26 protein-coding genes are annotated in these 21,448 nt (G+C 37.8%); 18 read left to right on the top strand and 8 right to left on the bottom strand.

Annotated elements, in window-relative coordinates:
* Window positions 1-7 precede the first annotated feature (7 nt).
* The gene (locus F4V44_RS18870; protein ID WP_150441573.1) at window positions 8-511 is read right to left on the bottom strand and encodes a phosphatidylglycerophosphatase A family protein; all 504 of its coding nucleotides are present in this window, start codon (window positions 509-511) and stop codon (window positions 8-10) included.
* 293 nt (window positions 512-804) lie between these two features.
* On the opposite strand from F4V44_RS18870, the gene yutH reads away from it, so the two are divergent.
* The 3 genes from yutH (at window position 805) to thrB (ending at window position 4,477) form a co-directional block, all read left to right on the top strand.
* Complete coding sequence (yutH, locus tag F4V44_RS18865) at window positions 805-1,806, top strand: spore coat putative kinase YutH (RefSeq protein ID WP_150441572.1); 1,002 nt, start codon at window positions 805-807, stop codon at window positions 1,804-1,806.
* Window positions 1,807-2,172: 366 nt separating this feature from the next.
* On the top strand, window positions 2,173-3,468 hold the full coding sequence (locus F4V44_RS18860) for a homoserine dehydrogenase (RefSeq protein ID WP_150441571.1): 1,296 nt from the start codon (window positions 2,173-2,175) through the stop codon (window positions 3,466-3,468).
* Between the two features lie 97 nt (window positions 3,469-3,565).
* Window positions 3,566-4,477 carry a homoserine kinase gene (thrB, locus tag F4V44_RS18855; protein WP_150441570.1) on the top strand — a complete coding sequence of 304 codons (912 nt, stop codon included), beginning with the start codon at window positions 3,566-3,568 and terminating at the stop codon, window positions 4,475-4,477.
* Window positions 4,478-4,739: 262 nt separating this feature from the next.
* Here thrB and F4V44_RS18850 read toward each other — a convergent pair whose 3' ends face one another.
* Window positions 4,740-4,976 (bottom strand): NifU family protein, encoded by a 237-nt coding sequence (locus F4V44_RS18850; protein WP_150441569.1) that lies wholly within the window; start codon window positions 4,974-4,976, stop codon window positions 4,740-4,742.
* Between the two features lie 149 nt (window positions 4,977-5,125).
* Here F4V44_RS18850 and F4V44_RS18845 point away from each other — a divergent pair, with 149 nt between their 5' ends.
* Window positions 5,126-5,461 carry a YuzD family protein gene (locus F4V44_RS18845; protein WP_150441568.1) on the top strand — a complete coding sequence of 112 codons (336 nt, stop codon included), beginning with the start codon at window positions 5,126-5,128 and terminating at the stop codon, window positions 5,459-5,461.
* Window positions 5,462-5,518: 57 nt separating this feature from the next.
* Here F4V44_RS18845 and F4V44_RS18840 read toward each other — a convergent pair whose 3' ends face one another.
* Window positions 5,519-6,586 (bottom strand): NAD(P)/FAD-dependent oxidoreductase, encoded by a 1,068-nt coding sequence (locus tag F4V44_RS18840; RefSeq protein ID WP_150441567.1) that lies wholly within the window; start codon window positions 6,584-6,586, stop codon window positions 5,519-5,521.
* Window positions 6,587-6,941: 355 nt separating this feature from the next.
* Here F4V44_RS18840 and F4V44_RS18835 point away from each other — a divergent pair, with 355 nt between their 5' ends.
* Window positions 6,942-7,181: a YuzB family protein gene (locus F4V44_RS18835; protein ID WP_150441566.1), complete on the top strand. Its 240-nt coding sequence runs from the start codon at window positions 6,942-6,944 to the stop codon at window positions 7,179-7,181.
* A 28-nt stretch (window positions 7,182-7,209) separates the two neighbouring features.
* Here the strand turns inward: F4V44_RS18835 and F4V44_RS18830 are convergent, their stop codons facing one another.
* The gene (locus tag F4V44_RS18830; protein WP_150441565.1) at window positions 7,210-7,896 is read right to left on the bottom strand and encodes a DUF2225 domain-containing protein; all 687 of its coding nucleotides are present in this window, start codon (window positions 7,894-7,896) and stop codon (window positions 7,210-7,212) included.
* Between the two features lie 167 nt (window positions 7,897-8,063).
* Between F4V44_RS18830 and F4V44_RS18825 the strand changes: the two genes are divergently transcribed.
* A complete protein-coding gene (locus tag F4V44_RS18825; RefSeq protein WP_150441564.1) occupies window positions 8,064-8,426 on the top strand; it encodes a HesB/IscA family protein in 363 nt (120 codons plus the stop codon).
* Between the two features lie 118 nt (window positions 8,427-8,544).
* Here F4V44_RS18825 and F4V44_RS18820 read toward each other — a convergent pair whose 3' ends face one another.
* Entirely contained in the window at window positions 8,545-9,540 is a 996-nt protein-coding gene (locus tag F4V44_RS18820) for an NAD(P)/FAD-dependent oxidoreductase (RefSeq protein WP_150441563.1), read from the bottom strand.
* Between the two features lie 458 nt (window positions 9,541-9,998).
* On the opposite strand from F4V44_RS18820, the gene F4V44_RS18815 reads away from it, so the two are divergent.
* From F4V44_RS18815 to F4V44_RS18805, 3 genes are all read left to right on the top strand, one after another.
* On the top strand, window positions 9,999-11,225 hold the full coding sequence (locus tag F4V44_RS18815) for an NAD(P)/FAD-dependent oxidoreductase (RefSeq protein ID WP_150441562.1): 1,227 nt from the start codon (window positions 9,999-10,001) through the stop codon (window positions 11,223-11,225).
* Between the two features lie 127 nt (window positions 11,226-11,352).
* Entirely contained in the window at window positions 11,353-11,676 is a 324-nt protein-coding gene (locus F4V44_RS18810; RefSeq protein ID WP_150441561.1) for a YuiB family protein, read from the top strand.
* A 282-nt stretch (window positions 11,677-11,958) separates the two neighbouring features.
* Window positions 11,959-12,672 (top strand): 3D domain-containing protein, encoded by a 714-nt coding sequence (locus F4V44_RS18805; protein WP_150441560.1) that lies wholly within the window; start codon window positions 11,959-11,961, stop codon window positions 12,670-12,672.
* Window positions 12,673-12,756: 84 nt separating this feature from the next.
* Here the strand turns inward: F4V44_RS18805 and F4V44_RS18800 are convergent, their stop codons facing one another.
* Window positions 12,757-13,236, bottom strand: coding sequence for a divergent PAP2 family protein (locus F4V44_RS18800; RefSeq protein ID WP_150441559.1), 480 nt, complete (start codon window positions 13,234-13,236; stop codon window positions 12,757-12,759).
* 162 nt (window positions 13,237-13,398) lie between these two features.
* Here F4V44_RS18800 and F4V44_RS18795 point away from each other — a divergent pair, with 162 nt between their 5' ends.
* A complete protein-coding gene (locus F4V44_RS18795; RefSeq protein ID WP_150441558.1) occupies window positions 13,399-14,907 on the top strand; it encodes a leucyl aminopeptidase in 1,509 nt (502 codons plus the stop codon).
* An 86-nt stretch (window positions 14,908-14,993) separates the two neighbouring features.
* Here the strand turns inward: F4V44_RS18795 and F4V44_RS18790 are convergent, their stop codons facing one another.
* Entirely contained in the window at window positions 14,994-15,344 is a 351-nt protein-coding gene (locus tag F4V44_RS18790) for a DUF1450 domain-containing protein (RefSeq protein ID WP_223881966.1), read from the bottom strand.
* Between the two features lie 306 nt (window positions 15,345-15,650).
* On the opposite strand from F4V44_RS18790, the gene F4V44_RS18785 reads away from it, so the two are divergent.
* The 3 genes from F4V44_RS18785 to kapD all read left to right on the top strand — a co-directional run bounded on the left by F4V44_RS18785 (window position 15,651) and on the right by kapD (window position 17,230).
* Window positions 15,651-15,845, top strand: a complete 195-nt coding sequence (locus F4V44_RS18785; protein ID WP_150441557.1) for a hypothetical protein — start codon at window positions 15,651-15,653, stop codon at window positions 15,843-15,845.
* A 172-nt stretch (window positions 15,846-16,017) separates the two neighbouring features.
* Complete coding sequence (locus F4V44_RS18780) at window positions 16,018-16,404, top strand: hotdog fold thioesterase (protein WP_150441556.1); 387 nt, start codon at window positions 16,018-16,020, stop codon at window positions 16,402-16,404.
* Window positions 16,405-16,609: 205 nt separating this feature from the next.
* Window positions 16,610-17,230 carry a 3'-5' exonuclease KapD gene (kapD, locus tag F4V44_RS18775; protein WP_150441555.1) on the top strand — a complete coding sequence of 207 codons (621 nt, stop codon included), beginning with the start codon at window positions 16,610-16,612 and terminating at the stop codon, window positions 17,228-17,230.
* Window positions 17,231-17,312: 82 nt separating this feature from the next.
* On the opposite strand, the gene F4V44_RS18770 is transcribed toward kapD, so the two are convergent.
* Window positions 17,313-17,693, bottom strand: a complete 381-nt coding sequence (locus tag F4V44_RS18770) for a kinase-associated lipoprotein B (protein WP_150441554.1) — start codon at window positions 17,691-17,693, stop codon at window positions 17,313-17,315.
* A gap of 366 nt (window positions 17,694-18,059) precedes the next feature.
* Between F4V44_RS18770 and F4V44_RS18765 the strand changes: the two genes are divergently transcribed.
* From F4V44_RS18765 to yugI, 5 genes are all read left to right on the top strand, one after another.
* Entirely contained in the window at window positions 18,060-18,263 is a 204-nt protein-coding gene (locus F4V44_RS18765) for a hypothetical protein (RefSeq protein WP_150441619.1), read from the top strand.
* 119 nt (window positions 18,264-18,382) lie between these two features.
* On the top strand, window positions 18,383-18,910 hold the full coding sequence (locus F4V44_RS18760; protein WP_150441553.1) for a superoxide dismutase family protein: 528 nt from the start codon (window positions 18,383-18,385) through the stop codon (window positions 18,908-18,910).
* A gap of 190 nt (window positions 18,911-19,100) precedes the next feature.
* Window positions 19,101-19,601: an Lrp/AsnC family transcriptional regulator gene (locus F4V44_RS18755; RefSeq protein ID WP_150441552.1), complete on the top strand. Its 501-nt coding sequence runs from the start codon at window positions 19,101-19,103 to the stop codon at window positions 19,599-19,601.
* The gene (locus F4V44_RS18750) at window positions 19,601-20,779 is read left to right on the top strand and encodes an aminotransferase (protein WP_150441551.1); all 1,179 of its coding nucleotides are present in this window, start codon (window positions 19,601-19,603) and stop codon (window positions 20,777-20,779) included. Before F4V44_RS18755 ends, F4V44_RS18750 begins: the two co-directional genes overlap by 1 nt.
* Before the next feature lie 243 nt (window positions 20,780-21,022).
* A complete protein-coding gene (yugI, locus tag F4V44_RS18745; RefSeq protein WP_150441550.1) occupies window positions 21,023-21,424 on the top strand; it encodes a S1 domain-containing post-transcriptional regulator GSP13 in 402 nt (133 codons plus the stop codon).
* Window positions 21,425-21,448 lie beyond the last annotated feature (24 nt).

The raw sequence follows: 21,448 nt of genomic DNA, 5'->3' as shown, positions 1-21,448 counted from the left end.
GATCATCTTATTCTACATTTTCAGCACGATGTGCAAGACGGCTTGAAGCAGCAGCAGCAATGGCACCTACAATATCGTCAAGAAAGGTATGGCAGAAACCTGATGATTTATCGTTAAGATTTTTTAGAATGCCTGGCTTTTGTTTATCAATATAGCCATAGTTTGTGAATCCAATTGACCCGTATACATTGACAATGGACAAGGCTAAAATTTCATCCACTCCATATAGACCTTCATCTGTCTTGATAATAGACTGCAAAGGTTCTTCAAGAAGTCCCTTTTCCGCCAGGATATCAAGCTGTATTCCTGTTAAAATGGCGTTTTGAACTTCTCTTTTTGAAATGACTCGCTCTACATTATGCAAACAATCTTCTTTTTTTAGATCCGTATGATAATCCTTTTGCAAATAATAAACAAGTTCAGCAATATCCTCTGTTTTGACTCCTCTGTCACTAAGCCACTTTCTCGCTGTTTGTTCTGTTATATCCATAACTTTTCCTTCTTCGCTCATACGTTTCACCTTTTTCCTAAGATTTTCACAGCTGTTTACTTGGACCTATTGAATACTCTTCCACATCTTCATCATTTCCGTGTAATATGCCATTATTCAAGAAATGCACAAGTTTTCTGATGGTTCATCATAAATATAAATCATCAGCTATTTGGTTAAAGGAGCTAAAAAATAAATAGTATTAGAATTATTCTATCAATTTTTGTGTCACTCTGCCAAAAATGAGCACAAATTATTTTTCTAATAAACGGTTCTGGTTCACAATTGGTTCATAAAGAATGAGGTGGGGAAGTATGTTACAAAAGCTTCTTAAAAAGCATTATGGAATAGATGCAATCGAAGCCATGCCAATAGGTCACTATCATTCCTGTAAAAAAGACAATCAGCGGTTTATTTTGATTCCAGTTAATCATGTAAATGAAGAAGAAGTAGCTGAATTAGAGCAGATAGCGAACCACTTACAAAAGTGTGGAGACCGCTCAGTAAGTACATTTCTCAATACAAAAGAAAATAGCAGAATCTTGGCTTTGGAATCAGAAAAATATTGTGTTCTCACTTGTTATCAGCCCCATTCACAAACAACGGGACGAATGGGAAGAAAACTGGCAAAGTTCCATTATCGAGGTAGATCTATTTCATTTCCGGTTCAAAAGACAAGCAGAATCGGGCAATGGAAAAACCTTTGGGAAAAGAGAATCGATCAAATGGAAAAGGTATGGAACAATATGCTTTACCAACACCCAGAAAATGAGTTTGACCGCATGTTTATAGAGTCTTTTCCATATTATATGGCAATTAGTGAAAATGCGATTCAATATTTAGTGGATACTGAGCTGGATGATGACCCAAAAGCAATAGATAATGGAACCGTTTGTCATCATCGCTATACAAACCATACCTGGGGTAAAGACTTTTTGCTGAGAAATCCATTTGATTGGGTATTTGATCATTGCAGTCGTGATTTAGCTGAATGGACGAGAGAGTGTTATTTCCATAATTATCAAACCTATCAGCCTGAAATCCAGAAGTTCTTTAAGGATTATCAGTCCATAGAACCGTTAAGCTCCTTTGCTTGGAGATTATTATATGCAAGAATTTTATTTCCGCTTCACTATGTGGAGTGTATTGAGGATTATTATTCAACAACCTCAGAGCAGCAGCAGCGGCTCCTGACAGAACGGTTGGAAAATTATTTACAGCACTCTAATAATCATGAGAAATTCTTAAGGGACTTTTATCCATTAATAGAAGTTCCTGTCCATAAACTTCAAATACCTGTTATTGAGTGGCTGTAACTGTCTGAGACGATTCTTATATATGGAATCGTCTCGTTTTATTTAGACTTTTTTCGTTTTATTATGAAAACAGGCTGTTTTCGCAGTATAATAAAAATAGTGAAAAAAATAAGAAAATAAGGAGGGTTGAGTAATTTTGCCATATATAATATGTATGGGGGTATAATAGGTAGAACTATGCCATGTATAAAGAAAAGATAAAATAATAAAATCAACGTGGGATAAGGTTAAATAACAATAGGAAACGTTTTCACTGCTATTTAATTGAAAATTATTCCTTGTAAAACCAGTATATTCACACTATAATGTCTACTATAGACATACAAATGTACATTTATAAAGCACAGCAAATGGGGAGGGCTAGCAGTGAATGTGATTTCAATTGGTTTATTAGGACTAGGCACAGTGGGTTCAGGTGTCGTAAAAATAATAGAAGATCACCAGGATAAGCTTATGCATCAAGTTGGCTGTCCAATTAAAGTGAAAAAAATACTAGTAAAAAGTTTGGATAAAGAACGCCCAATAGATATTGATCCATCTGTGTTAACTACAGATGTTAATGACATATTGCTAGATTCGGAAATTGACGTAGTGATTGAGGTAATGGGCGGAGTTGAGAAGACAAAAGATTATCTTCTGCAGGCATTGAATAATAGAAAGCATGTCGTAACAGCTAATAAGGATTTAATGGCTATTCATGGGGCGGAACTTTTGCAGACTGCATCTGAAAATGAATGTGATTTGTTCTTCGAAGCAAGTGTTGCCGGGGGTATCCCTATTTTAAGAAGTATTGTAGATGGACTGTCATCAGATAAAATTACCAAAATCATGGGGATTGTTAACGGAACAACAAACTTTATCTTAACTAAAATGAGCAAAAATGGTGCGGCTTATGAGGAAGTTCTTAAAGAGGCACAGGAGCTTGGGTTCGCTGAAGCAGATCCAACTTCAGACGTAGAAGGCTTGGATGCAGCTCGTAAAATGGCTATTCTTGCCACGTTGGGATTCTCCATGGAAATTGATTTGGATGATGTGTCTGTTCAAGGAATTACTTCTATTACAGAAGAAGACATTCAATATGGAAAGCAGCTTGGCTATACAATGAAATTAATTGGAATGGCAAAGCAGGAAGACGATAAAGTGGAAGTCAGCGTACAACCCACACTTTTATCTGACTCCCATCCGCTTGCTTCTGTTCAAAATGAATATAATGCAGTATATGTCTGCGGAGAAGCGGTTGGCGAAACGATGTTTTATGGTCCGGGAGCGGGCAGTCTGCCAACGGCCACTTCGATTGTATCAGATTTGGTTGTTGTGATGAAAAATATGCGCGATGGTGTCAACGGTAAAAGCATTGTATCACCACAATATCCAAAAAAATTAAAGCAGGATAATGAAATTTTCTCAAAATATTTCTTACGCTTACATGTTTCCGATGAAACAGGTGTTTTTGCTGAAATAACCTCTCTCTTTGCAGAGCATAATATCAGCTTTGAAAAAATCCTTCAGCTGCCGATTGTGAAAAGAGAAACAGCCGAAATCGTCTTGGTTACTCACCATGCATCCAAGCAAGATTTTGAGGATATTTTAGTAAGACTAAGGGATTTAAAATCAGTAAAAGATATAAAGAGTACGTACCGGGTTGAAAGGAGTTCTAATTAATGAGCTGGAAGGGTATTGATTCTAGTACAATTACTCCTGTTAATCTGCTAAATGGCGGAAAATCGGCGGATGAATATATTAAGGGAGTTGTCAAGGTATGAAGGAAAGCGACATGCTTATCATAAAAGTTCCCGCCAGTACTGCTAATCTTGGCCCCGGCTTTGATTCGATAGGAATGGCGTTAAATCTTTATTTAACACTTGAAGTAGAAAGAGCGGATAAATGGGAAGTTATTCCTCTAAGTGAGGAAATGGCCTCTTTTCCAAAGGATGAAAGCAATTTTATCATACAAATAGCAATGAAAACGGCTGAACGTTATAATCAAGAATTACGGCCAGCAAAAATTGGGGTAAAAAGTGAGATTCCTCTTGCAAGAGGACTTGGATCAAGTGCTTCTGCTATTGTAGCCGGAATTGAACTTGCTGATGTGTTGGGCAATCTAAACCTGTCACGTCAAGAAAAGTTTGCCTTCGCATCAGAGATTGAAGGGCATCCTGATAATGCAGGTGCATCTGTATTCGGAGGATTGCTCATTGCTTGTCAGACAGCTGATTCTGTTGATGCAGTAGTTTCTCATGATATTGATTTTGAAATTGTTGCCGTCGTTCCACGTAAAGAGCTTTTAACAAAAGAAGCAAGAGGTGTCCTTCCAGAAGAAGTAACCTTTCAGGAGGCGGTCACTGCCGGTGCAGTCTCCAATGTTCTTGTTGCTGCTTTATACAGCGGCAACTATGATTTAGTTGGGAAGATGATGAAGAATGATCGTTATCATCAGCCATATCGAAGAGAACTTGTTCCGCATATGGCAGTCATTGAAGAGCATGCACCGCAATATGGCGCTTTTGGAGTAGCTTTAAGCGGAGCAGGGCCAACGATTCTATGCTTAACAAAGCCTGGTGCTGCTCAAGGCCTGATTGCAGGCTTACAGAAGGTTCTGCCGGACATGGATTATTTAAGCTTAGAGATTGATCAAACGGGCAGTAAAGTCTATTCAATGACAGGTATATAAAGTGAAACTTCCATCAGTGGGGGGCTTCATCTCCCACTGATGGTTAGTTGAGGCCCACAGGACGTGGGTCACACAGACGTTGCCACAAATGTGGCGTTTTTAGTCTGTGATTCCACGAATGGACCTTTACGGGCAGTTGGATTTCCCACCTATCTTCTTTACATCCTGAGAATCTTGAGGTGGGAGTCTTACTGCCCGTTAAGAGTGGGATAAAAAAAGAAAGCGACTATGTAAGGTCGCTTTCTTTCATCTAGTTTTTAAATTAGAAGACTTGTTCAACTTCTACGACGCCTGGTACTTCTTCAAGTAATGCGCGTTCAATACCGGCTTTTAGTGTAATAGTTGAGCTTGGGCAGCTGCCGCAAGCACCTAGCAGGCGTAATTTTACAATACCATCCTCAACATCTACAAGTTCACAATCTCCTCCGTCACGAAGAAGAAACGGGCGTAATTTATCTAAAACTTCTTGTACCTGCTCTGTCATTGTTTGTTCTGACATGCCAATCATCTCCTTTCCTTCTCATCATTATTATTATAATAAGAAGTTTAGGAAAAAGCTATTAATCAGAATCAAAAACCAACAACTGCTATTTACTTTATACGCTCACATTTTAGTATAATGATATAAAAAATAAAGGAAGGTGTCGTATGGAACAAAAAGTGGTGGAAATAGCTGTATTTGGAGCTGAGCAGGTTTGCGCCAGCTGTGTGAATTTACCTTCTTCAAAGGACACCTATGAATGGCTTGAATCTGCTGTAAAAAGGAAATTTCCCAATCAGCCATTTATATTTACTTATATAGACCTTTTTGAACCGATTGATGTGGAAGAGAAAAAACAAATGATAAAGAAAATAGTGGAAGAGGACTTATTCTATCCAGTGGTTGTTATAGAAGGGAAAATAGTTGGAGAAGGAAACATTCGTTTAAAAAACGTTGTCGCCGAACTGAAAAGCTATGGGTATAAGGAAGATAGTGGAGAATAAGAAACAAATCCGCAAATAATGAAGAAATTTGCGGATTTGTTTCTTACGTTACTTCTATTAACCGTTATGATATTTATACATCCAAAGTATACCTGATTTGATTAAGCGGGCAACTCTTCCGGTTACTGGTTTTTCACCAACGAGACCAAAACCATGCTTTTTACCGAGTGAGCCGAGAATTCCCTTAAGCTTTATCGTAGGTAAGGATTCAGGCAGCGGCTCGCCTTTCCAGCGGCTTTGCAGAATTTGTACAATCTGTTCTGCTTGACCTTCAGCTAATTGAGCACTTGGGGCATGCTCCATGCTGGCACAGTCTCCCACTACGTACACATGTTCATTGCCAGGGATATTATGATGAACGGTTAAGACCACTCTGTTTTGTTTGTCTTTTTGAACATCCATTTCTCTAACCACTCGGTTTGGCTGTATTCCTGCTGTCCATACAATGACATCACAGTCTATTGGTTCATCATGATTATAGAGAATCTTATCTTCAACTCTTGTAATATTAGAGTTGTTGATAATTTCTACACCATGATTATCAAACCAATTCTGAACATATGTGCTTAGTCTCTCTGGGAACGAAGATAAGATATAATTGCCTCTGTCAAATAATTTTATTTTTAAATCTTTACGACTTTCATTCAGTTCAGAAGCAAGTTCCACACCGCTTAATCCAGCGCCGACAATTGATACAACAGAACCTGGAGGAAGGTTATTTAACGCCTGATAGGTTTCACGGGCCTTTTCAATGTTTTGAATACTGTAAGTGTATTCGGCAGCTCCAGGCACATTATGATATTTATCCTCACAGCCTAAGCCGATAATCAAATCATCATAGGATACCGGATCTGCATTGGCTATAATTACTTTGTTATCTTCCAAGTCAATTTTTTCAATTTCACCATAAATTACCTTTAATTTTGGGTGTTCCGGAAGGTCAACACGTACATGTTGATCCGAGATTGTACCTGCTGCAAGAGCATAGTACTCTGTTTTAAGACAATGATAGGGTAATCGATCAATTAAAGTAATGGATACATCTTCTGGTAATTGATTAGGCAGCAACCGGGCAAGAACTCTCATTCCACCATAGCCTGCACCAAGTATAACAAGGTTTTTCATTTCAATTTCCCCTTTTTACTTCATTCATCTAGTGAAAACTATCTTTATATAGTAATAGATGAAGGAAGTCATTCTTTTACCTTACATAGTATAATATTTACAAATTTGCAGCATGCACAATTATTAAAAGGCATGCTGAGAAAAGCTTTTTTGAATGAACAAAAAAACTTTTAAGAAAAATAATTATATTGATATCCAAAGTATATCTAAATTGTGACAAAATAACAACAGTTATGAGGCAGAATATTGACAAATTACTTATATACTATTTGAAAAAGACAAATCGTGACAAGCGATACAGTTGCGAAGAATTTTTAATAAAAGTAATATAGTTGTTATAGTACGAGGTGAAAAAATGATTAAATCTATTATTGAATTTTGTGTGAGTAATTTAGCCTCAGGCTCACAAAAGGCATTGGAACAATTGGAAAAAGATTATGATTTAGATGTGATTGAGTATGGATGCCTGGGTTACTGCGGAAAGTGCGCACATTCTTTATTTGCTCTTGTAAATGGTGAGATTGTGACAGGGGAAACACCTGAACAGCTTGTAGATAATATTTATCAATATCTAGAAGAGAATCCTCTATTTTAAAAACGAGAAGGGTGCCAATGCGGCACCCTTACTTATTGATATCACTTCTAACTTCCTGCCATCTATCTTTTGCCATTTCAACAATTTTAGTTTCCGTTGTTCTGCTCTGTCCCTCGATAACCTTAGAAAAGTATTTGCCTGCAGCATTTGTGTTGCCTGCCCGGTAAGACAGTTCTGCCAGCAGGTACAGGACGCGGATTTCCGAAACCTTTGTACCTTGGTAATCCTGAGTACTATAGGCTTCCTCGTATTCGTTAATAGCCAGCTTTATAAAGCGGAGCTCTTGTTCCTGATTCTCAAGTGAACGGTAAAGCCAGGCAATTTTTAGAGATATTCCTGCCAGTATAATGTGCTTTTCTTTTTTTAACCATGCACAATAGAGAGCTAGCTTATATGTCTTGATAGCATCTTCTATTGTCCGTTTGCCGGAATAACTATGCGATTTCCATTGTGAAGATACCTTCTCCTGAATCGATTCTTTTGTACCAGGAGGATAGTAAGGGGAAAATTCGTCTGAAAATGAAAATCCGCATGCAGGACAAACCATAATATGATAGAGTAATGGGTTATTTTCAGGGGGTGAATACTGCGGGAAAAAATCAGTATCAGTACGGATTAATTTAATAAAACGTGAACGAAGTTTTTTAGATGTATAAGAATTCCCGCACATAGGGCAATTACATTTTTTATCAAATAAAGCATCGAGTTCTGCCAAGCTAGTCACCTCTTTCAGATGCGGAAATGATTCTTTAGTACTATTATTATAGCGTACATAGAGAAAAATCAACTATTGTTTATCCTTTTTTTCTAGTTAACTTAAGTTGAGTAGATTTCGGGAAGTGTATATAATAATATAAATAAGGTGTTAAAGGAGGAAAGTGCATGAGTGAATCAGTTAAGATTACAGAAGCAGCTGCTCTTCAGATAAAAGAAATGATGAAACAAAACGATGAAGAAGGTTCGCTTTTACGAGTTGCCGTTAAAGGCGGCGGCTGCAGCGGCCTAACATATGGAATGGGGTTTGTTCCGGAAGCTGAAGAAGATGATATCCAATTTGAACAGAATGGCATCCAAGTAGTAGTAAAGAAAGAGGATGCCGCTATATTAAATGGAACAGTAATAGATTACAAGCAATCCATGATGGGCGGTGGGTTTACCATCGATAATCCAAATGCCATTGCAACATGTGGGTGCGGATCATCCTTCCGAACAGCCACACAGACTGGAACACCGGAAAACTGCTAAACCTGTCATAAAAGCGGACAATGTCAACTGTCCGCTTTTTATTATGTGTTTTTATTTGGCTATGTTAACGAATCATGTTGATGAGTTAAAAATCAAAAATGTGAATAAATAAGGTTTTTTATTTAAATAAATCCGAACTATGAGGGACATGTTTTTTGGCTGTTGGGTCAATAAAGATTTTTGCTTGCGATATGGCAACAGGTGCTTCACCAAATCCGCTGGCAATCAGTTTCACTTTTCCATCATACGTACAAATATCGCCGCAAGCATAAATTCCAGGGGTATTCGTTTCCATTTTGGTGTTTACAACAATCGAGTTTTTTTCAATTTCTAAACCCCATTTTTTAATTGGACCCAGTGATGAGACGAATCCATAATTAACAATTACAGCATCAACATCAATGGTCACGATTTCTTCTGTTTTTACATTTTGAATTGAAACTTTCGTAATCCCTTGATCATCATTTATTAATTGTAATGGTACAAAGGGGGTTTTAATACCAACTTTTGAGTTCTCAAGGTTTTCAACACTATGCTCATGAGCGCGGAATTTCTCACGTCTGTGAATAATCGTTACCTTTTCAGCAATTGGTTCAAGCATTAATGCCCAGTCTACAGCCGAATCTCCGCCGCCAAAAACAACGACCTTTTTACCCGAAAATTGATTTAAATCATTGATAAAGTAATGGAGGTTTTTTCCTTCGAATTGAGAAGCATTGGCTAATTCAAGCCTGCGTGGCTGAAATGCTCCGTTTCCTGCTGTAATAATAATTGCTTTGGAGTAGTGGGTTTCTTTATTTGTGGTCAATTTGAAGATGCCATCTTTCCCTTTTTCAATCTTCTCCACTGATTGCTCAAGTACAATGTTTTGTTCAAACTTAGACATCTGTTCTTTAAGGTTATCAATCAGATCCTGAGCTCGTATCTTTGGAAAGCCTGCAATGTCATAAATGAATTTTTCCGGATATAAAGCAGTCAATTGACCGCCTAATTGCGGCAAAGCTTCAATTAATTTGACCGAAGCTTGTCTCATCCCTCCGTAGAAAGCAGTAAACAGTCCGACCGGTCCTCCGCCAATTACGGTGATATCATAAATGTTCTGATCTTCCCTCACTAGAATACCCCCATTTATTAATGATATTAATAAATATCATACCATACCTAATCGTTTTCAAAGTGAAATATTAGTGATAATATTTTTATTTTACTTTTAATTTAAATTATTTAGAATAGTTAATTATATCATTAAAATATCAACATTCGTCTATTGATAAACGTTTGGAAATCGAATATGATAATGGGAAGAGAAGTAGTTAATTTTTTGTGAACAACTTTTATCTTCATGTCTAAGTTAGTGAAAAACATCACAAATTAATTTCCCTTTTTATGTAACAAGGAGGATTTTTTCGGCAAAGGAGACTTCGGTCAGTGGAGGCTTTATTTCACTGATGATTAGTCGAACTTGTCGGACCTTTATGGGGAGTTGTCCCCCGCCTAACATCTGTTTTATTTTTAAATCTTGAGGTGGGGGTCTTACTGATTGTTAAGGTGGGGCAAACTAATTTAAAGGGGATGATCATTTTGCTTAAGCCAAAAATCGTTATTTTGGGTGCCGGTTATGCAGGTTTGATGACGCTCACACGTCTGCAAAAAACGATTAGTGTGAATGAGGCTGAGATTGTATTGGTGAACAAACATGATTATCATTATGAAACAACCTGGCTTCATCATGCTGCAGCCGGTACACTGCATCATGACAGAGTCCGCTTTAATATAAATAACTTAATTGACCGAAATAAAGTAAAGTTTATCCAGGGAACGGTTGTTGAAATAAACACGGATAAGAATAAAGTCATATTAGAAAATGATGAACTATCCTATGATTATCTAGTTATTGCATTGGGCGGAGAGTCTGAAACATTTGGCATTAAAGGATTAAAAGAAAATTCTTTTGCAATAGTCAGCGTAAATGCGGCACGAAAGATTCGTAACCATATCGAGTATCAATTTGCTACGTATCATACAGAAGGCGAAAAGTCTGATGATAAATTAACGATAGTTGTCGGCGGTGCAGGTTTTACCGGTATGGAATTTCTAGGTGAAATTACTGACCGAATTCCGAAGCTTTGTCGTGATTATGATATTGAAGAAAATCAAGTAAAAATCATTTGTGTTGAGGCAGCCGATTCACCTTTAGCAGGCTTTGATTCTGATCTTGTGAAGTATGCAATGGCCTATTTAGAAGGAAGAGGCGTCCAATTCAAACTGGGTACGAGGATTAAGGAATGTAAACAAGGCGCCGTTATTGTCCAGTCAGGTGAAGAAGAAGAGGAAATTAAAGCGAAAACTATTATTTGGTCAGCAGGTGTACGCGGAAATTCTGTCATCGACCGCTCTGGATTTGAAGCAAATAAAGGACGTGTCATTGTACAACCTGACCTGCGGGCACCTGGAAAGGATAATGTATTCATCATCGGTGATTGTTCAATTGTTGTAAATAAAACAGATAACAGTCATTATCCGCCAACTGCACAAATTGCGATGCAGCAAGGAGTCACCTGCGCAGCAAATTTAACTAAGCTTATCCGTAAGAAATCTGATTTGGAGGCATTTGTTCCGAATATTAGAGGCAGTGTGTGTTCGTTAGGAGAAAATGACGCCATTGGAATTGTGTATGGAAAGAAAGTAGTTGGCTCTAGAGCTCTTTTTATGAAAAAAGTGATTGATAATCGGGCTTTATATATGATGGGCGGGGCTTCGCTTGTATTTAAAAAAGGGAAATTAAATTTATTTAGTTAATAAACAGGACAAAATTTGTCCTGTTTATTTTTGTTAAAGTGGAAAAAGTATATTGTTATAAAATTGACGCTTCTTTTTACATTCAGTAAACTTAAAATGGATAGTACAGGGAGGAGAAGAACGAAACATGCAGATGAATATTGTTGTACTTATCATATCAATGTTGCTTTTTTTTGTATTATTTTTTGGAATCGGTTTTATTCTCAATATGTTATTAAGAATGTCTTGGATTATGGCTATTATTTATCCAATTATTTCTATTTTTATTGTAGACCAAGTCCGGTTTATAGAATATTTTACAAACAGCCAAGAATCTTTTTCCGATTTATTTTCACGTATGGCTAATTTAGCTTTAGCAGATATATTGATTTTGGCTTGCGGCTGGGGCGGCGCACTTGTTGCTGGGGTCAGTATTAAAGCTCTCCGTAAAAGAGGGTATCAGATGTTTTAACAATTGCCTTCGCAGATGCGGAGGTTTTTTTGTCTGTCCAGCTCCAGCGCCTAGCCCCTCGAGTCATAAGCCATGTCCGAATTGAAGGCAAAGAACGCCTTCTATTCAGGCGCGTCTTATGCTGGTCGGACTTGCACAGGATGTGCTGACGTCTACGTTCGCCACAGGACGTGGCGATTTTTAGTAGACGTTCCACTTTTCCATATATCGTATCTTTTTCATATTCATGAATAATTTCATTCCCCGTAGGAAAAGAATAGTTTTGGGAGGAATGAAATTAACATGAATAGTTTAAAGGTGGTAACCACCCGTTTAATGATGATGATTTTATTTTTGGCTGCTCTGTCAACAACATTCCACTCCATTACTGGGGTGGAGGTGAAATCTCTCGTTTCTAGTATTAGCGAAAAAATAAATGAGAATTCAGATCGGTTTTATTTATCTCATTCACTCATGTCACTTGGAGCAGGGTTCCAATCGAAAACACAAGTAGTAAATACAGCTGCAAAGGAAAACGCTGGACTAACTGAAGCAGCGGTAACCAAAACTCCTGCACTCGAGGACGCTTTCGATTGGTCGAAATATCCCATTAAGAAAGTGGTTGCAACCGGTTATACAGCGGGATATGAATCTACAGGGAAAGATCCAAATCACCCAGAATACGGGATTACGTATTCCGGTGTAATGGTAAAAAGAGATTTGTTTTCAACAGTAGCAGCAGATTTGAATATTTTTCCAATCGGGACTATTTTGTTTATTCCTGGGTACGGATATGGCGTTGTGGCCGATAAAGGTGGGGCCATTAAAGGGAATCGGGTCGATCTTTATTACGAAACAGTAGATGATGTATATAACAATTGGGGTAAGAAAGAGATTGATGTGTATGTCATTGAAATGGGCGATGGAACATTAACAGAAACCGATTTGCAGCTGCTAAATGAAGACAAAGCCATGCAAGTATTCCGTCAACAATATATAAAATCCGAACAAAATTAGGTGTCAGGCACCACAAAAAGACAACGTAATTGATATTGTCCATTTGTGGTGTCTGACACCTTCTTTATTTCCATTAGTTTCACATTATAAATGGAAAAAATAGTGTAATGCTAAAGTGAGAAGAATGCCTGTCAGACCGCCGAAAAATACTTCGATTGGTTCGTGGCCAAGTAATTCCTTTAATTCTTTTCTTTTTTCTTGCTCTGGCTTATCTTGCCATGTTTTAGCATCTTCAACTAATTTACTAAACTCAGCAACGAGCTGATTAAGGACAGTCGCATGTTTACCAGCTTGCCTTCGGACACCAGATGCGTCAAACATGGTAACAATCGCAAATACAGCAGAAACAGCAAATATTGGTGAATCTAAGCCTGATTCAAGAGCTACTCCGGTAGAGAGCGCAGTGACGGCAGCCGAATGGGAACTTGGCATCCCGCCGGTACTCGTCAATAATGACCAATCAAACTTTTTCGTTGCGATAAACTGAATAGGTACTTTAATAAATTGGGCGAAAAAAATCGCAGCTAATGAGGCCCAAAGTGGAAAATTTTCAAACAAACTCATGCATGCAGACCTTCCTTTAAGTAGAATAAGAAGTGCTCTATTGTATTCTTCATTTTAACAAATATGCTTTATCATTTATAGTTTTCTACGGCAATGTTTAAGCCGGAAAATATTTCCGCCTTAGGATATAATAATAATATTAACTTAAGGAGGAGGTTTAGAATGTTTACTGTTCAAAAAGAAAAGCCGTTTTTAAAAGCACATGAAAGCCTGATTATTGGTTTATTCGATCAGCCTTTGAAGTTTGCCGGAAGTCTTACAGTTGTCGATGAAGCTTTCTCAGGTGAACTGACTGAATTGGTGAAAAGCGGTGATATTAGCGCAAGAGAAAGAAAAATATCTAAAATACATACGTTTGGCAGATTGGCAGCAAAACGTATGTATTTTGTTGGTTTAGGAAAAGAAAAGGAATTTTCTTTTGAAAAGGCTCGGGAAGCTTTTGGTTCTGTTTTTAAAAACATTAAGGAGGATAAGCGGGGGGAAACCGCTGTTTATCTAGATTCATTTATCTCTGAAGGGGTAGATGCATTAGATGCTGCACACGCATTAAGTGAAGCATTTATGTTATCTACCTATCAATTTGAAGGCTACAAACAAAAATCTAATGAACCGGAAAAGGCACTGGACAGTATAACTGTGTATTCAGAAAGTGTGGATGAAGAAGATATCAAAGCTGCTCTGACGGTTGGGTATGTTTATGGAAAAGGAACAAACTCAGCACGGACGCTTGTTAATACTCCTGGAAATTTATTAACCGCATCAGATCTTGCCAAGCACGCACAGGCATTAGCTATTAAATATGATTTTGAAGTTGAGATATTAGAAAAAGAGGATATGTTAAAGCTTGGCATGGGAGCGTTATTAGCCGTTAATCAAGGGTCAGATGAGCCTCCGAAAATGATTGTATTGAAATATCAGGGGAAAGAAGAATGGAAGGATGTCATAGGATTGGTAGGAAAAGGAATCACCTTTGACACCGGAGGATATTCAATTAAGACCAAAGCCGGAATTGTCGGGATGAAAACAGATATGGGAGGTGCAGCGGCAGTTTTTGGGGCGATGGAAATTATCGGTGAGTTAAAGCCGGAGCAAAATGTTGTGGCAGTCATTCCATCAACTGATAATATGATTAACGGTAAGGCGTTAAAGCCGGACGATGTGATTACCTCTATGAGCGGTAAAACGATTGAAGTATTAAATACGGATGCAGAAGGACGCCTAGTGCTTGCCGATGCAATGACCTATGCTAAGCACCATGGTGCTAACTATTTAGTTGATGTCGCAACCTTAACCGGCGGTGTCATCACGGCGCTTGGTACGGATACAACAGGTGCTCTTACCAATAATGAATCATGGTTTGAACAAGTGTTGGAGGCTTCCTGTGAAGCTAGTGAACCGATTTGGCGCCTGCCGATTTTTGAGAGCCATAAAAAACGAGTGCGAAACAGTAAAATTGCTGATTTAAACAACTCGCCCGGAAGCGAAGGACATGCTATTATGGGCGGTGCTTTCATCGGCGAATTTGCCGAAGATACGCCTTGGGTTCATCTAGATATTGCAGGAACAGCAACGACAAATAAAACAAGTTGTCTTGGACCTTCAGGGGCAACCGGAGTGATGTCCCGAACCTTGGCTTTGATTGTTGAACGTTTCGAAAAGCCAGAGAAATAAAGAGAATTAGTCAGTTAGGTGTCAGGCACCGTAAAAAGACAAATAAGGTATTTTTACGGTGCTTGACACCCTTTCCTTTAATTCACCTATTCTTTTAGTTTACTAATAAGTTCTTTCGAATTTTCTGCTTTTATCATTTCTCCATTTACTTTTGCATATGGACTTTCCTGGCATAATTCACACTGACTTAAGCATGAATATTCTTTTACCGTAACTTGGTTTTTATTGAAAAATGCCTGAAATAATGCAAATGACTCTTCTTCCAAAAATTGGTCTAAATTCCTTTCACAAAACTCGATGTTAAACTTTTTCTTTTTTTGAAATATTTTTCGCAACATGGATTTCATTAGTAACGGCCCCCGAGGTAAAATGCTATTTGATACTATCAATATATCAGTCTTATATAAAGCGTAGTCAAGAAAAATGGATAACTTCATTCAGCAGGAGTCCTCCACTTCTAAAGTTAAGGGATAAATGAAAAAAGGCTGTCTGATTAAGTGGGGTGTCAAACCCTGGCTGAATGAAGTTAAGCCTTCGGCGGATGCCACGAATTTTTTAAGGGAAATTTATCGAGCAAGCTCGATAAAAATTCCGGCGCAAATTCGATGGAGCGAATTTGATTCTTTGTAACAGAAACCAGCCTGAGGGAAACTTTTTGGGATAAGTTGGTCGACTGCCTATTCCAAACAGTTGCTGCTTGCATATGAAATAAAGTAAGCAAGATAAAAAAGGAGGTAAACCGAGTGTACGGATACAGAGGCCCTCAACAAGATCAAAGAATATGGTTTGCTGCACCGTTTGTTGGTGGATTATTAGGCGGCTTTCTAGGGGGAGCGTTATCTTACCCACGTCCGCGTCCATATCCATTCTATCCACCGCCATATCCAGTATATCCGCCATATCAAGCATATCCGCCTTATTTTGGAACTCCCTTTTAAATAGCCTATTAAGAGGTTGAATTTATGTATTCAGCCTCTTTTCATTTTTTTACAGTAGATACACAATCATTATGTTATAATAGAGAAATTTTATATGATAAAATTGTGGTATACATAGTAATATGATGATGATGATAGTAATACATATATAGGCGATAAAGGGGAATTATATATGGATCTAAAGAAAACACTGCTTCATTCACTCGGTATTGAAGTAATAAAAATAGAAAAAGGCAGAGTAACAGCGACTATGCCGGTTGACGATCGAACATGTCAGCCATTCGGTCTTCTACATGGTGGTGCAAGTGTAGCTCTTGCAGAAACAGTGGCAAGTGCAGGAGGTTATGAATTAGTCGATAAAGAAAATGAGGCGGTCGTAGGACTTGAAATCAATGCTAATCATATCAAAGGGAAAAAGGACGGAATGGTGACTGCTGTCGGTGAGGTCATTCATAGAGGAAAAGCAACGATGATTTGGGAAGTCAAAATAAAAGATGAACAGGATCAATTAATCTGTATTTCCCGTTGTACACTTGCAATCATTAAAATAAAAAAATAAATCCTGGAATACGGACTGACTTCTTTATTAAAAAGGTCAGTCTTTTTTTGTTTCCTTCTTGCCACTATTTGGCAGAATAAGTGGATAGAAATATGAAAAATTGGGCTTATTTATGATATAATAAGAGAATAAATTGATTTTACTTATTGTAGCAGGGAATCTAATACTTTGTAACTCTATTTTGAGAGATAAAGGTGGTGGAAGGTTGGCAGAAGATCAGCAATATTTATTTATTGATTTTGAGTTTACTATGCCGGAAAAAGGGAAAAGAACAAGAGGGTTTTATCCAGAAATTATAGAAGCTGGAGTTGTTGCGGTTGTTAATAATCAAATTCAAGAGAAATATTCCACCTTCGTAACACCCGTTCGTTTTCCAATCCTATCAAATCGCTGTAAATCATTTCTTCAAATCCAACAAGATCAGGTTGATCAAGGAATCACCTTTATGGAGCTTATCAATAAGTTCACATCATTAGCCCAAGGGTTTAATAATACAGTTGTCACATGGGGAAATATGGATATGAAGGTACTCAGGCAGAATTGCGAGCAGGCATCTTTATCCTTTCCGTTTCGAGCAAAGGAAATGGATCTCTCCATGGAGTATAAACGATTCTTTGGCGATCAAAATCAAACAGGCCTATGGAAGGCGGTTCAGGAATATGGTAAAGACGGGGTTGGTAAACATCACCGTGCATTAGATGATGCTCTGACAACCTACCATATTTTTAAATTAGTAGAAAAAGATAAGCGATATCTGCACAATCCGGAGCAGACTACAATCGGAGACCGTATCGACCTTTCACAGCTATTTAATAAATTTGCATAAAAAGCCAAATCACTTATGTTGATTTGGCTTTTTATCTATTTCCAGTTATGCTCTGGACAACGGCGGATCTCTTCTATGGTTCTTATTTAAAATAGTCTTTTTCTAATTGGGCCATATTTTTTAAGCTTGCTTGAGCCCACTCGGAGGAATCTCTTGATAATTCTTCCTTCAGCAGGCTGACTGCTGCTTTTAATGAACCTTCGTAATCTGGTACTTCTTCATCAAAGAGTTTCACCATCTTTTTCGGGACATTTGTCTGCTCTCTGAAGGCGAGCGCACGTCTTTCATGGAAAAACGGTACAGCTGCATCTTTAGGGTGGTGTAAATCTCCCTGCATGGGATGTTTAATTACTGCAAGAACCTTTACTAAATAATGTTCAGGTCGAATCTGAGTTATTTCTCCTATGTATTTGCCTGTTTTATAAATGGCGGTAACAGTATCGCCTACTTTTAATGAATCCAACTTGATAAAACCTCCTAATTAACTGTTTATCTCACTCTTAACGGGCAGTAAGACTCCCACCTCAATATTGTGAGGATGTAAAGAAGGTAGGTGGGAGATCCAACTGCCCGTAAAGGTCCATTCGTGGCAACGTCTGTGTGACCCACGTCCTGTGGGCCTCAACTAACCATCAGTGGAGGATGAAGAAAACCCCCACTGATGGAAGTTTCACTTTATATATGTTTATTATGACGTATATAAGCAGAAAAACAAAATAATAAGCTATACGTTCTTTACGATAAAGTATCGGAAAATTAGAAGGATTTAAAAAAAACTGTTATAATAGGCTCAAGATTAAATGCTTATAGGAAAGGAACGTAGCTAATGATTTTTTCATATGTTCTAGGTTTATTTTTATATTTTCCTGAAGACAAATCAGAGTATATTCCAGCTTTTATTCAACTTGCTATTATTTCTTTGTTAGCTTATTTTACGGTAAAATATTTTATCAAAATGTCAAGACGAGAAGAAAAAAAAGCAAAGGAATTAGAAGAAAAATTACAAATAAAATCGCACGAAAAGAACAGTTAACCTTCTTACTATTCTTTTTTATCATCCTAAGAGACACCTTCAGCTTTTATATTTCGTTTAAATTCTATTGCATTTGTCAAGACTAGATACAAATTGTCTTGACGGAGGATTATTTGTTTATGAAGAAAATATGGCTATTGCTTTCAATCTTATTTCTGTCAGTCTTATTTCTAGCGGGCTGTATGGAAAAGGAAGTTACAAAGATGGATGTTGTGATGTATAATCCTTCCGGTGATTCCCTTGGAACGGTTAAGTTGGAGGAACAATCAAGCGGCGTTAAGGTGAATGTTGACTTAAACGGCCTGCCCCCAGGAGAGCATGCTATACATATTCACGATAAAGGCTCTTGCAAGGGACCTGATTTCAAATCGGCTGGTGAACATTATAACCCAGAAGATAAGGAACATGGATTAATGCATCCAAAAGGTGCTCATGCAGGTGATTTGCCAAATATCATTGTCCAGGATGATGGGACAGCAAAGGCTGAACTGATGGCTCCCAAGGTAACCTTTAAAGAAGGACGGACCTCATTGCTAACGAAGGAGGGACTTTCAATTGTCATTCATAGTGAAAAAGATGATGGAATGTCCCAGCCTGCCGGCAACGCTGGTGACCGGATTGCATGCGGTGAGATTAAGAAAAGATAGTATAAAAAAGAAGCAGTCATCGTACTGCTTCTTTTTTATAGGCAAATTTAGACTTAAATAATGCATGACCCTGTTTGGTCATGTATTTTATTAATTTTTAGATTTTGGGGAAAATATCTATATTTAGCAGTAAATTCTCGTTGGAATTTTGCTATAATGTAACTATTTAAAAATATCTGGAGGTCTTTCCATGAAGTTAACGCAAAAGGAAATGGAAATAGTTGAGATTCTTGAAAAAGATGCTCGCCTAACAACAGAAGATGTAGCGAAAATGGTCTGCTTAAGTGTTGAGGAAACAGAGCAAGCAATTAAAAAGCTTGAGGATCATAAAGTGATTGTCAGGTATATTTCACTGATTGATTGGGGAAAAGTAGAAGAAAATACAGGTGTTAAGGCCATGATTGATGTAAAGGTTACACCAAAAAGAGGTGTCGGCTTTGATGAAATCGCAGAAAGAATTTACCGCTTTAAAGAAGTCACTTCTGTTTATTTAATGTCAGGTGCGTATGATTTATCCGTTATTATTGAAGGAAAATCAATGAATGAAGTGGCAAGCTTTGTTTCACAAAAACTATCTACTTTAGATTCAGTTTTATCAACCACTACTCATTTCATTTTAAAGAAATATAAACATGACGGAATTATTTTTGAGCCTGACAATAAAGACAAACGAATTGTGGTGTCACCATAATGGAATTAGCTAAAAATTCACATCTATCCAAAATTGCTAGAGAGCTTAAACCATCAGGAATACGAAAGTTCTTTGATCTCGCAGCCGGAATGGAAGGAGTGATTTCGCTGGGAGTCGGTGAGCCTGATTTTGTGACTTCCTGGTCCGTAAGAGAAGCGGCTATTCTTTCTCTTGAACAAGGAAATACTTCTTACACTGCTAATGCCGGATTGCCGGAATTACGTAATGAGATTTCACACTATATGCAACAACAGTTTGGGATTGAATATTCGCCGAATTCAGAAGTCATTGTAACTGTAGGAGCAAGTCAAGCCATTGATATTGCCATGCGGGCGATCCTCGATCCTGGAGATGAAGTCATCATAATTGAACCTTGCTTCGTTTCATACGTTCCAATGGTGCAACTGGCTGGCGGTGTTCCCATTCAAGTTCAGACATTAAAAGAAAATGATTTTAAAATTCTGCCGAGTCAATTGGAAGAAGTCATTACAAAGAAAACGAAAGCAATTATGCTTTGCTCGCCAAACAATCCAACAGGCTCTATGTTAAATAAAAAGGAATTAGAGGAACTGGCTGCAATAGTAGAAAAGCATGATTTGCTTGTCATTGCAGATGAAATCTATGCTGAGCTTGTCTATGATGAAGAATATACGAGCTTGCCATCTATACCAGGGATGAGGGAAAGAACTATTTTAATTTCTGGATTTTCAAAAGGGTTTGCGATGACTGGTTGGAGACTTGGTTTTGTTTGTGCGCCGATGGAAATTTCAAGTGCAATGTTAAAAATTCACCAATATGCTATCATGTGCGCACCAACGATGGCTCAGTACGCGGCTCTTGAGGCACTTCGTAATGGGCGTTCAGATGTAGATGATATGGTAAAAAGCTACAGACGACGCCGAAATTTTATTGTGCAGTCTTTTAATGAAATTGGCCTGACCTGTCATATGCCTGGCGGAGCCTTCTACGCATTTCCTTCGATTGAATCGACTGGTTTAAGCTCACAGGAATTTGCCGAGCAGCTGTTGCTTCAAGAAAGTGTAGCGGTTGTGCCTGGAGATGTATTTGGTGAAAGCGGAAATGGACATATCCGATGTTCCTACGCAACTTCATTAGAGCAAATTCAAGAAGCTGTCAAACGCATGAAACATTTTATTGAAAATCTGCAATCGAAGTAAAGATATAGAATAAAAAAAGGACAGCCGTATAGGTTGTCCACTTCAAAAAGGGGGGGGGGAATACTAGAAAGTCTTACAGTATAAGTCTTTCCAGTTTCTCCTTTTTTATTCTTTTTTATTGATTTTTTGGTTAAATCCATTGGTTTTTCCAAATACTAATTTTTGATAATATCTAATTGTTATGCTATAATTTTATATTGCGTATAAATATGAACTAAAATAATAATAAATAGGAGTGTTTCCATGTCAGAAAAGATCGAAGTAGGAAGCGTATTAACGGGTAAAGTGACCGGAATTCAAGCGTACGGAGCATTTGTAGCACTTGATGAAAAAAACCAAGGACTTGTTCACATTTCAGAAATTACGCACGGATTTGTGAAGGATATTAATGAGCATCTTAAAGTCGGTGATGAAGTAAAGGTAAAAGTATTGTCAGTTGATGAGGAAGCTGGCAAAATTGGATTATCAATCCGCGCAACAGAACAAGCACCTGTACAAGAGGCAGAAGTAAAAGTGAAAAAGCCTCGCAAACGTCAGGCTGCTGCACCTATCACTACAGAAACTGAACAAGGCTTCAATACACTTAAAGACAAGCTTCAAGAGTGGATTGAACAATCAAAAGCTGAAAACCTAATTAATAAGTAATCTCCATTAATCAAGAAGTATAGG

It is taken from the genome of Niallia endozanthoxylica (genome assembly GCF_008710145.1).
Lineage (GTDB): Bacteria > Bacillota > Bacilli > Bacillales > Cytobacillaceae > Bacillus_BD > Bacillus_BD endozanthoxylica.
The sequence above is the reverse complement of the archived record's forward strand: the minus strand, read 5'-3'. Positions and strand labels throughout refer to the sequence as shown.

What these genes read in the sequence shown, in the direction of transcription:
- F4V44_RS18870 (WP_150441573.1), bottom strand. Translation starts at nt 511, where the DNA reads ATGAGCGAAGAAGGAAAAGTTATGGATATAACAGAACAAACAGCGAGA.
- yutH (WP_150441572.1), top strand. Translation starts at nt 805, where the DNA reads ATGTTACAAAAGCTTCTTAAAAAGCATTATGGAATAGATGCAATCGAA.
- thrB (WP_150441570.1), top strand. Translation starts at nt 3,566, where the DNA reads ATGAAGGAAAGCGACATGCTTATCATAAAAGTTCCCGCCAGTACTGCT.
- F4V44_RS18850 (WP_150441569.1), bottom strand. Translation starts at nt 4,976, where the DNA reads ATGTCAGAACAAACAATGACAGAGCAGGTACAAGAAGTTTTAGATAAA.
- F4V44_RS18845 (WP_150441568.1), top strand. Translation starts at nt 5,126, where the DNA reads ATGGAACAAAAAGTGGTGGAAATAGCTGTATTTGGAGCTGAGCAGGTT.
- F4V44_RS18840 (WP_150441567.1), bottom strand. Translation starts at nt 6,586, where the DNA reads ATGAAAAACCTTGTTATACTTGGTGCAGGCTATGGTGGAATGAGAGTT.
- F4V44_RS18835 (WP_150441566.1), top strand. Translation starts at nt 6,942, where the DNA reads ATGATTAAATCTATTATTGAATTTTGTGTGAGTAATTTAGCCTCAGGC.
- F4V44_RS18825 (WP_150441564.1), top strand. Translation starts at nt 8,064, where the DNA reads ATGAGTGAATCAGTTAAGATTACAGAAGCAGCTGCTCTTCAGATAAAA.
- F4V44_RS18815 (WP_150441562.1), top strand. Translation starts at nt 9,999, where the DNA reads ATGATCATTTTGCTTAAGCCAAAAATCGTTATTTTGGGTGCCGGTTAT.
- F4V44_RS18810 (WP_150441561.1), top strand. Translation starts at nt 11,353, where the DNA reads ATGCAGATGAATATTGTTGTACTTATCATATCAATGTTGCTTTTTTTT.
- F4V44_RS18805 (WP_150441560.1), top strand. Translation starts at nt 11,959, where the DNA reads ATGAATAGTTTAAAGGTGGTAACCACCCGTTTAATGATGATGATTTTA.
- F4V44_RS18800 (WP_150441559.1), bottom strand. Translation starts at nt 13,236, where the DNA reads ATGAGTTTGTTTGAAAATTTTCCACTTTGGGCCTCATTAGCTGCGATT.
- F4V44_RS18795 (WP_150441558.1), top strand. Translation starts at nt 13,399, where the DNA reads ATGTTTACTGTTCAAAAAGAAAAGCCGTTTTTAAAAGCACATGAAAGC.
- F4V44_RS18790 (WP_223881966.1), bottom strand. Translation starts at nt 15,344, where the DNA reads ATGAAGTTATCCATTTTTCTTGACTACGCTTTATATAAGACTGATATA.
- F4V44_RS18780 (WP_150441556.1), top strand. Translation starts at nt 16,018, where the DNA reads ATGGATCTAAAGAAAACACTGCTTCATTCACTCGGTATTGAAGTAATA.
- F4V44_RS18760 (WP_150441553.1), top strand. Translation starts at nt 18,383, where the DNA reads ATGAAGAAAATATGGCTATTGCTTTCAATCTTATTTCTGTCAGTCTTA.
- F4V44_RS18755 (WP_150441552.1), top strand. Translation starts at nt 19,101, where the DNA reads ATGAAGTTAACGCAAAAGGAAATGGAAATAGTTGAGATTCTTGAAAAA.
- F4V44_RS18750 (WP_150441551.1), top strand. Translation starts at nt 19,601, where the DNA reads ATGGAATTAGCTAAAAATTCACATCTATCCAAAATTGCTAGAGAGCTT.
- yugI (WP_150441550.1), top strand. Translation starts at nt 21,023, where the DNA reads ATGTCAGAAAAGATCGAAGTAGGAAGCGTATTAACGGGTAAAGTGACC.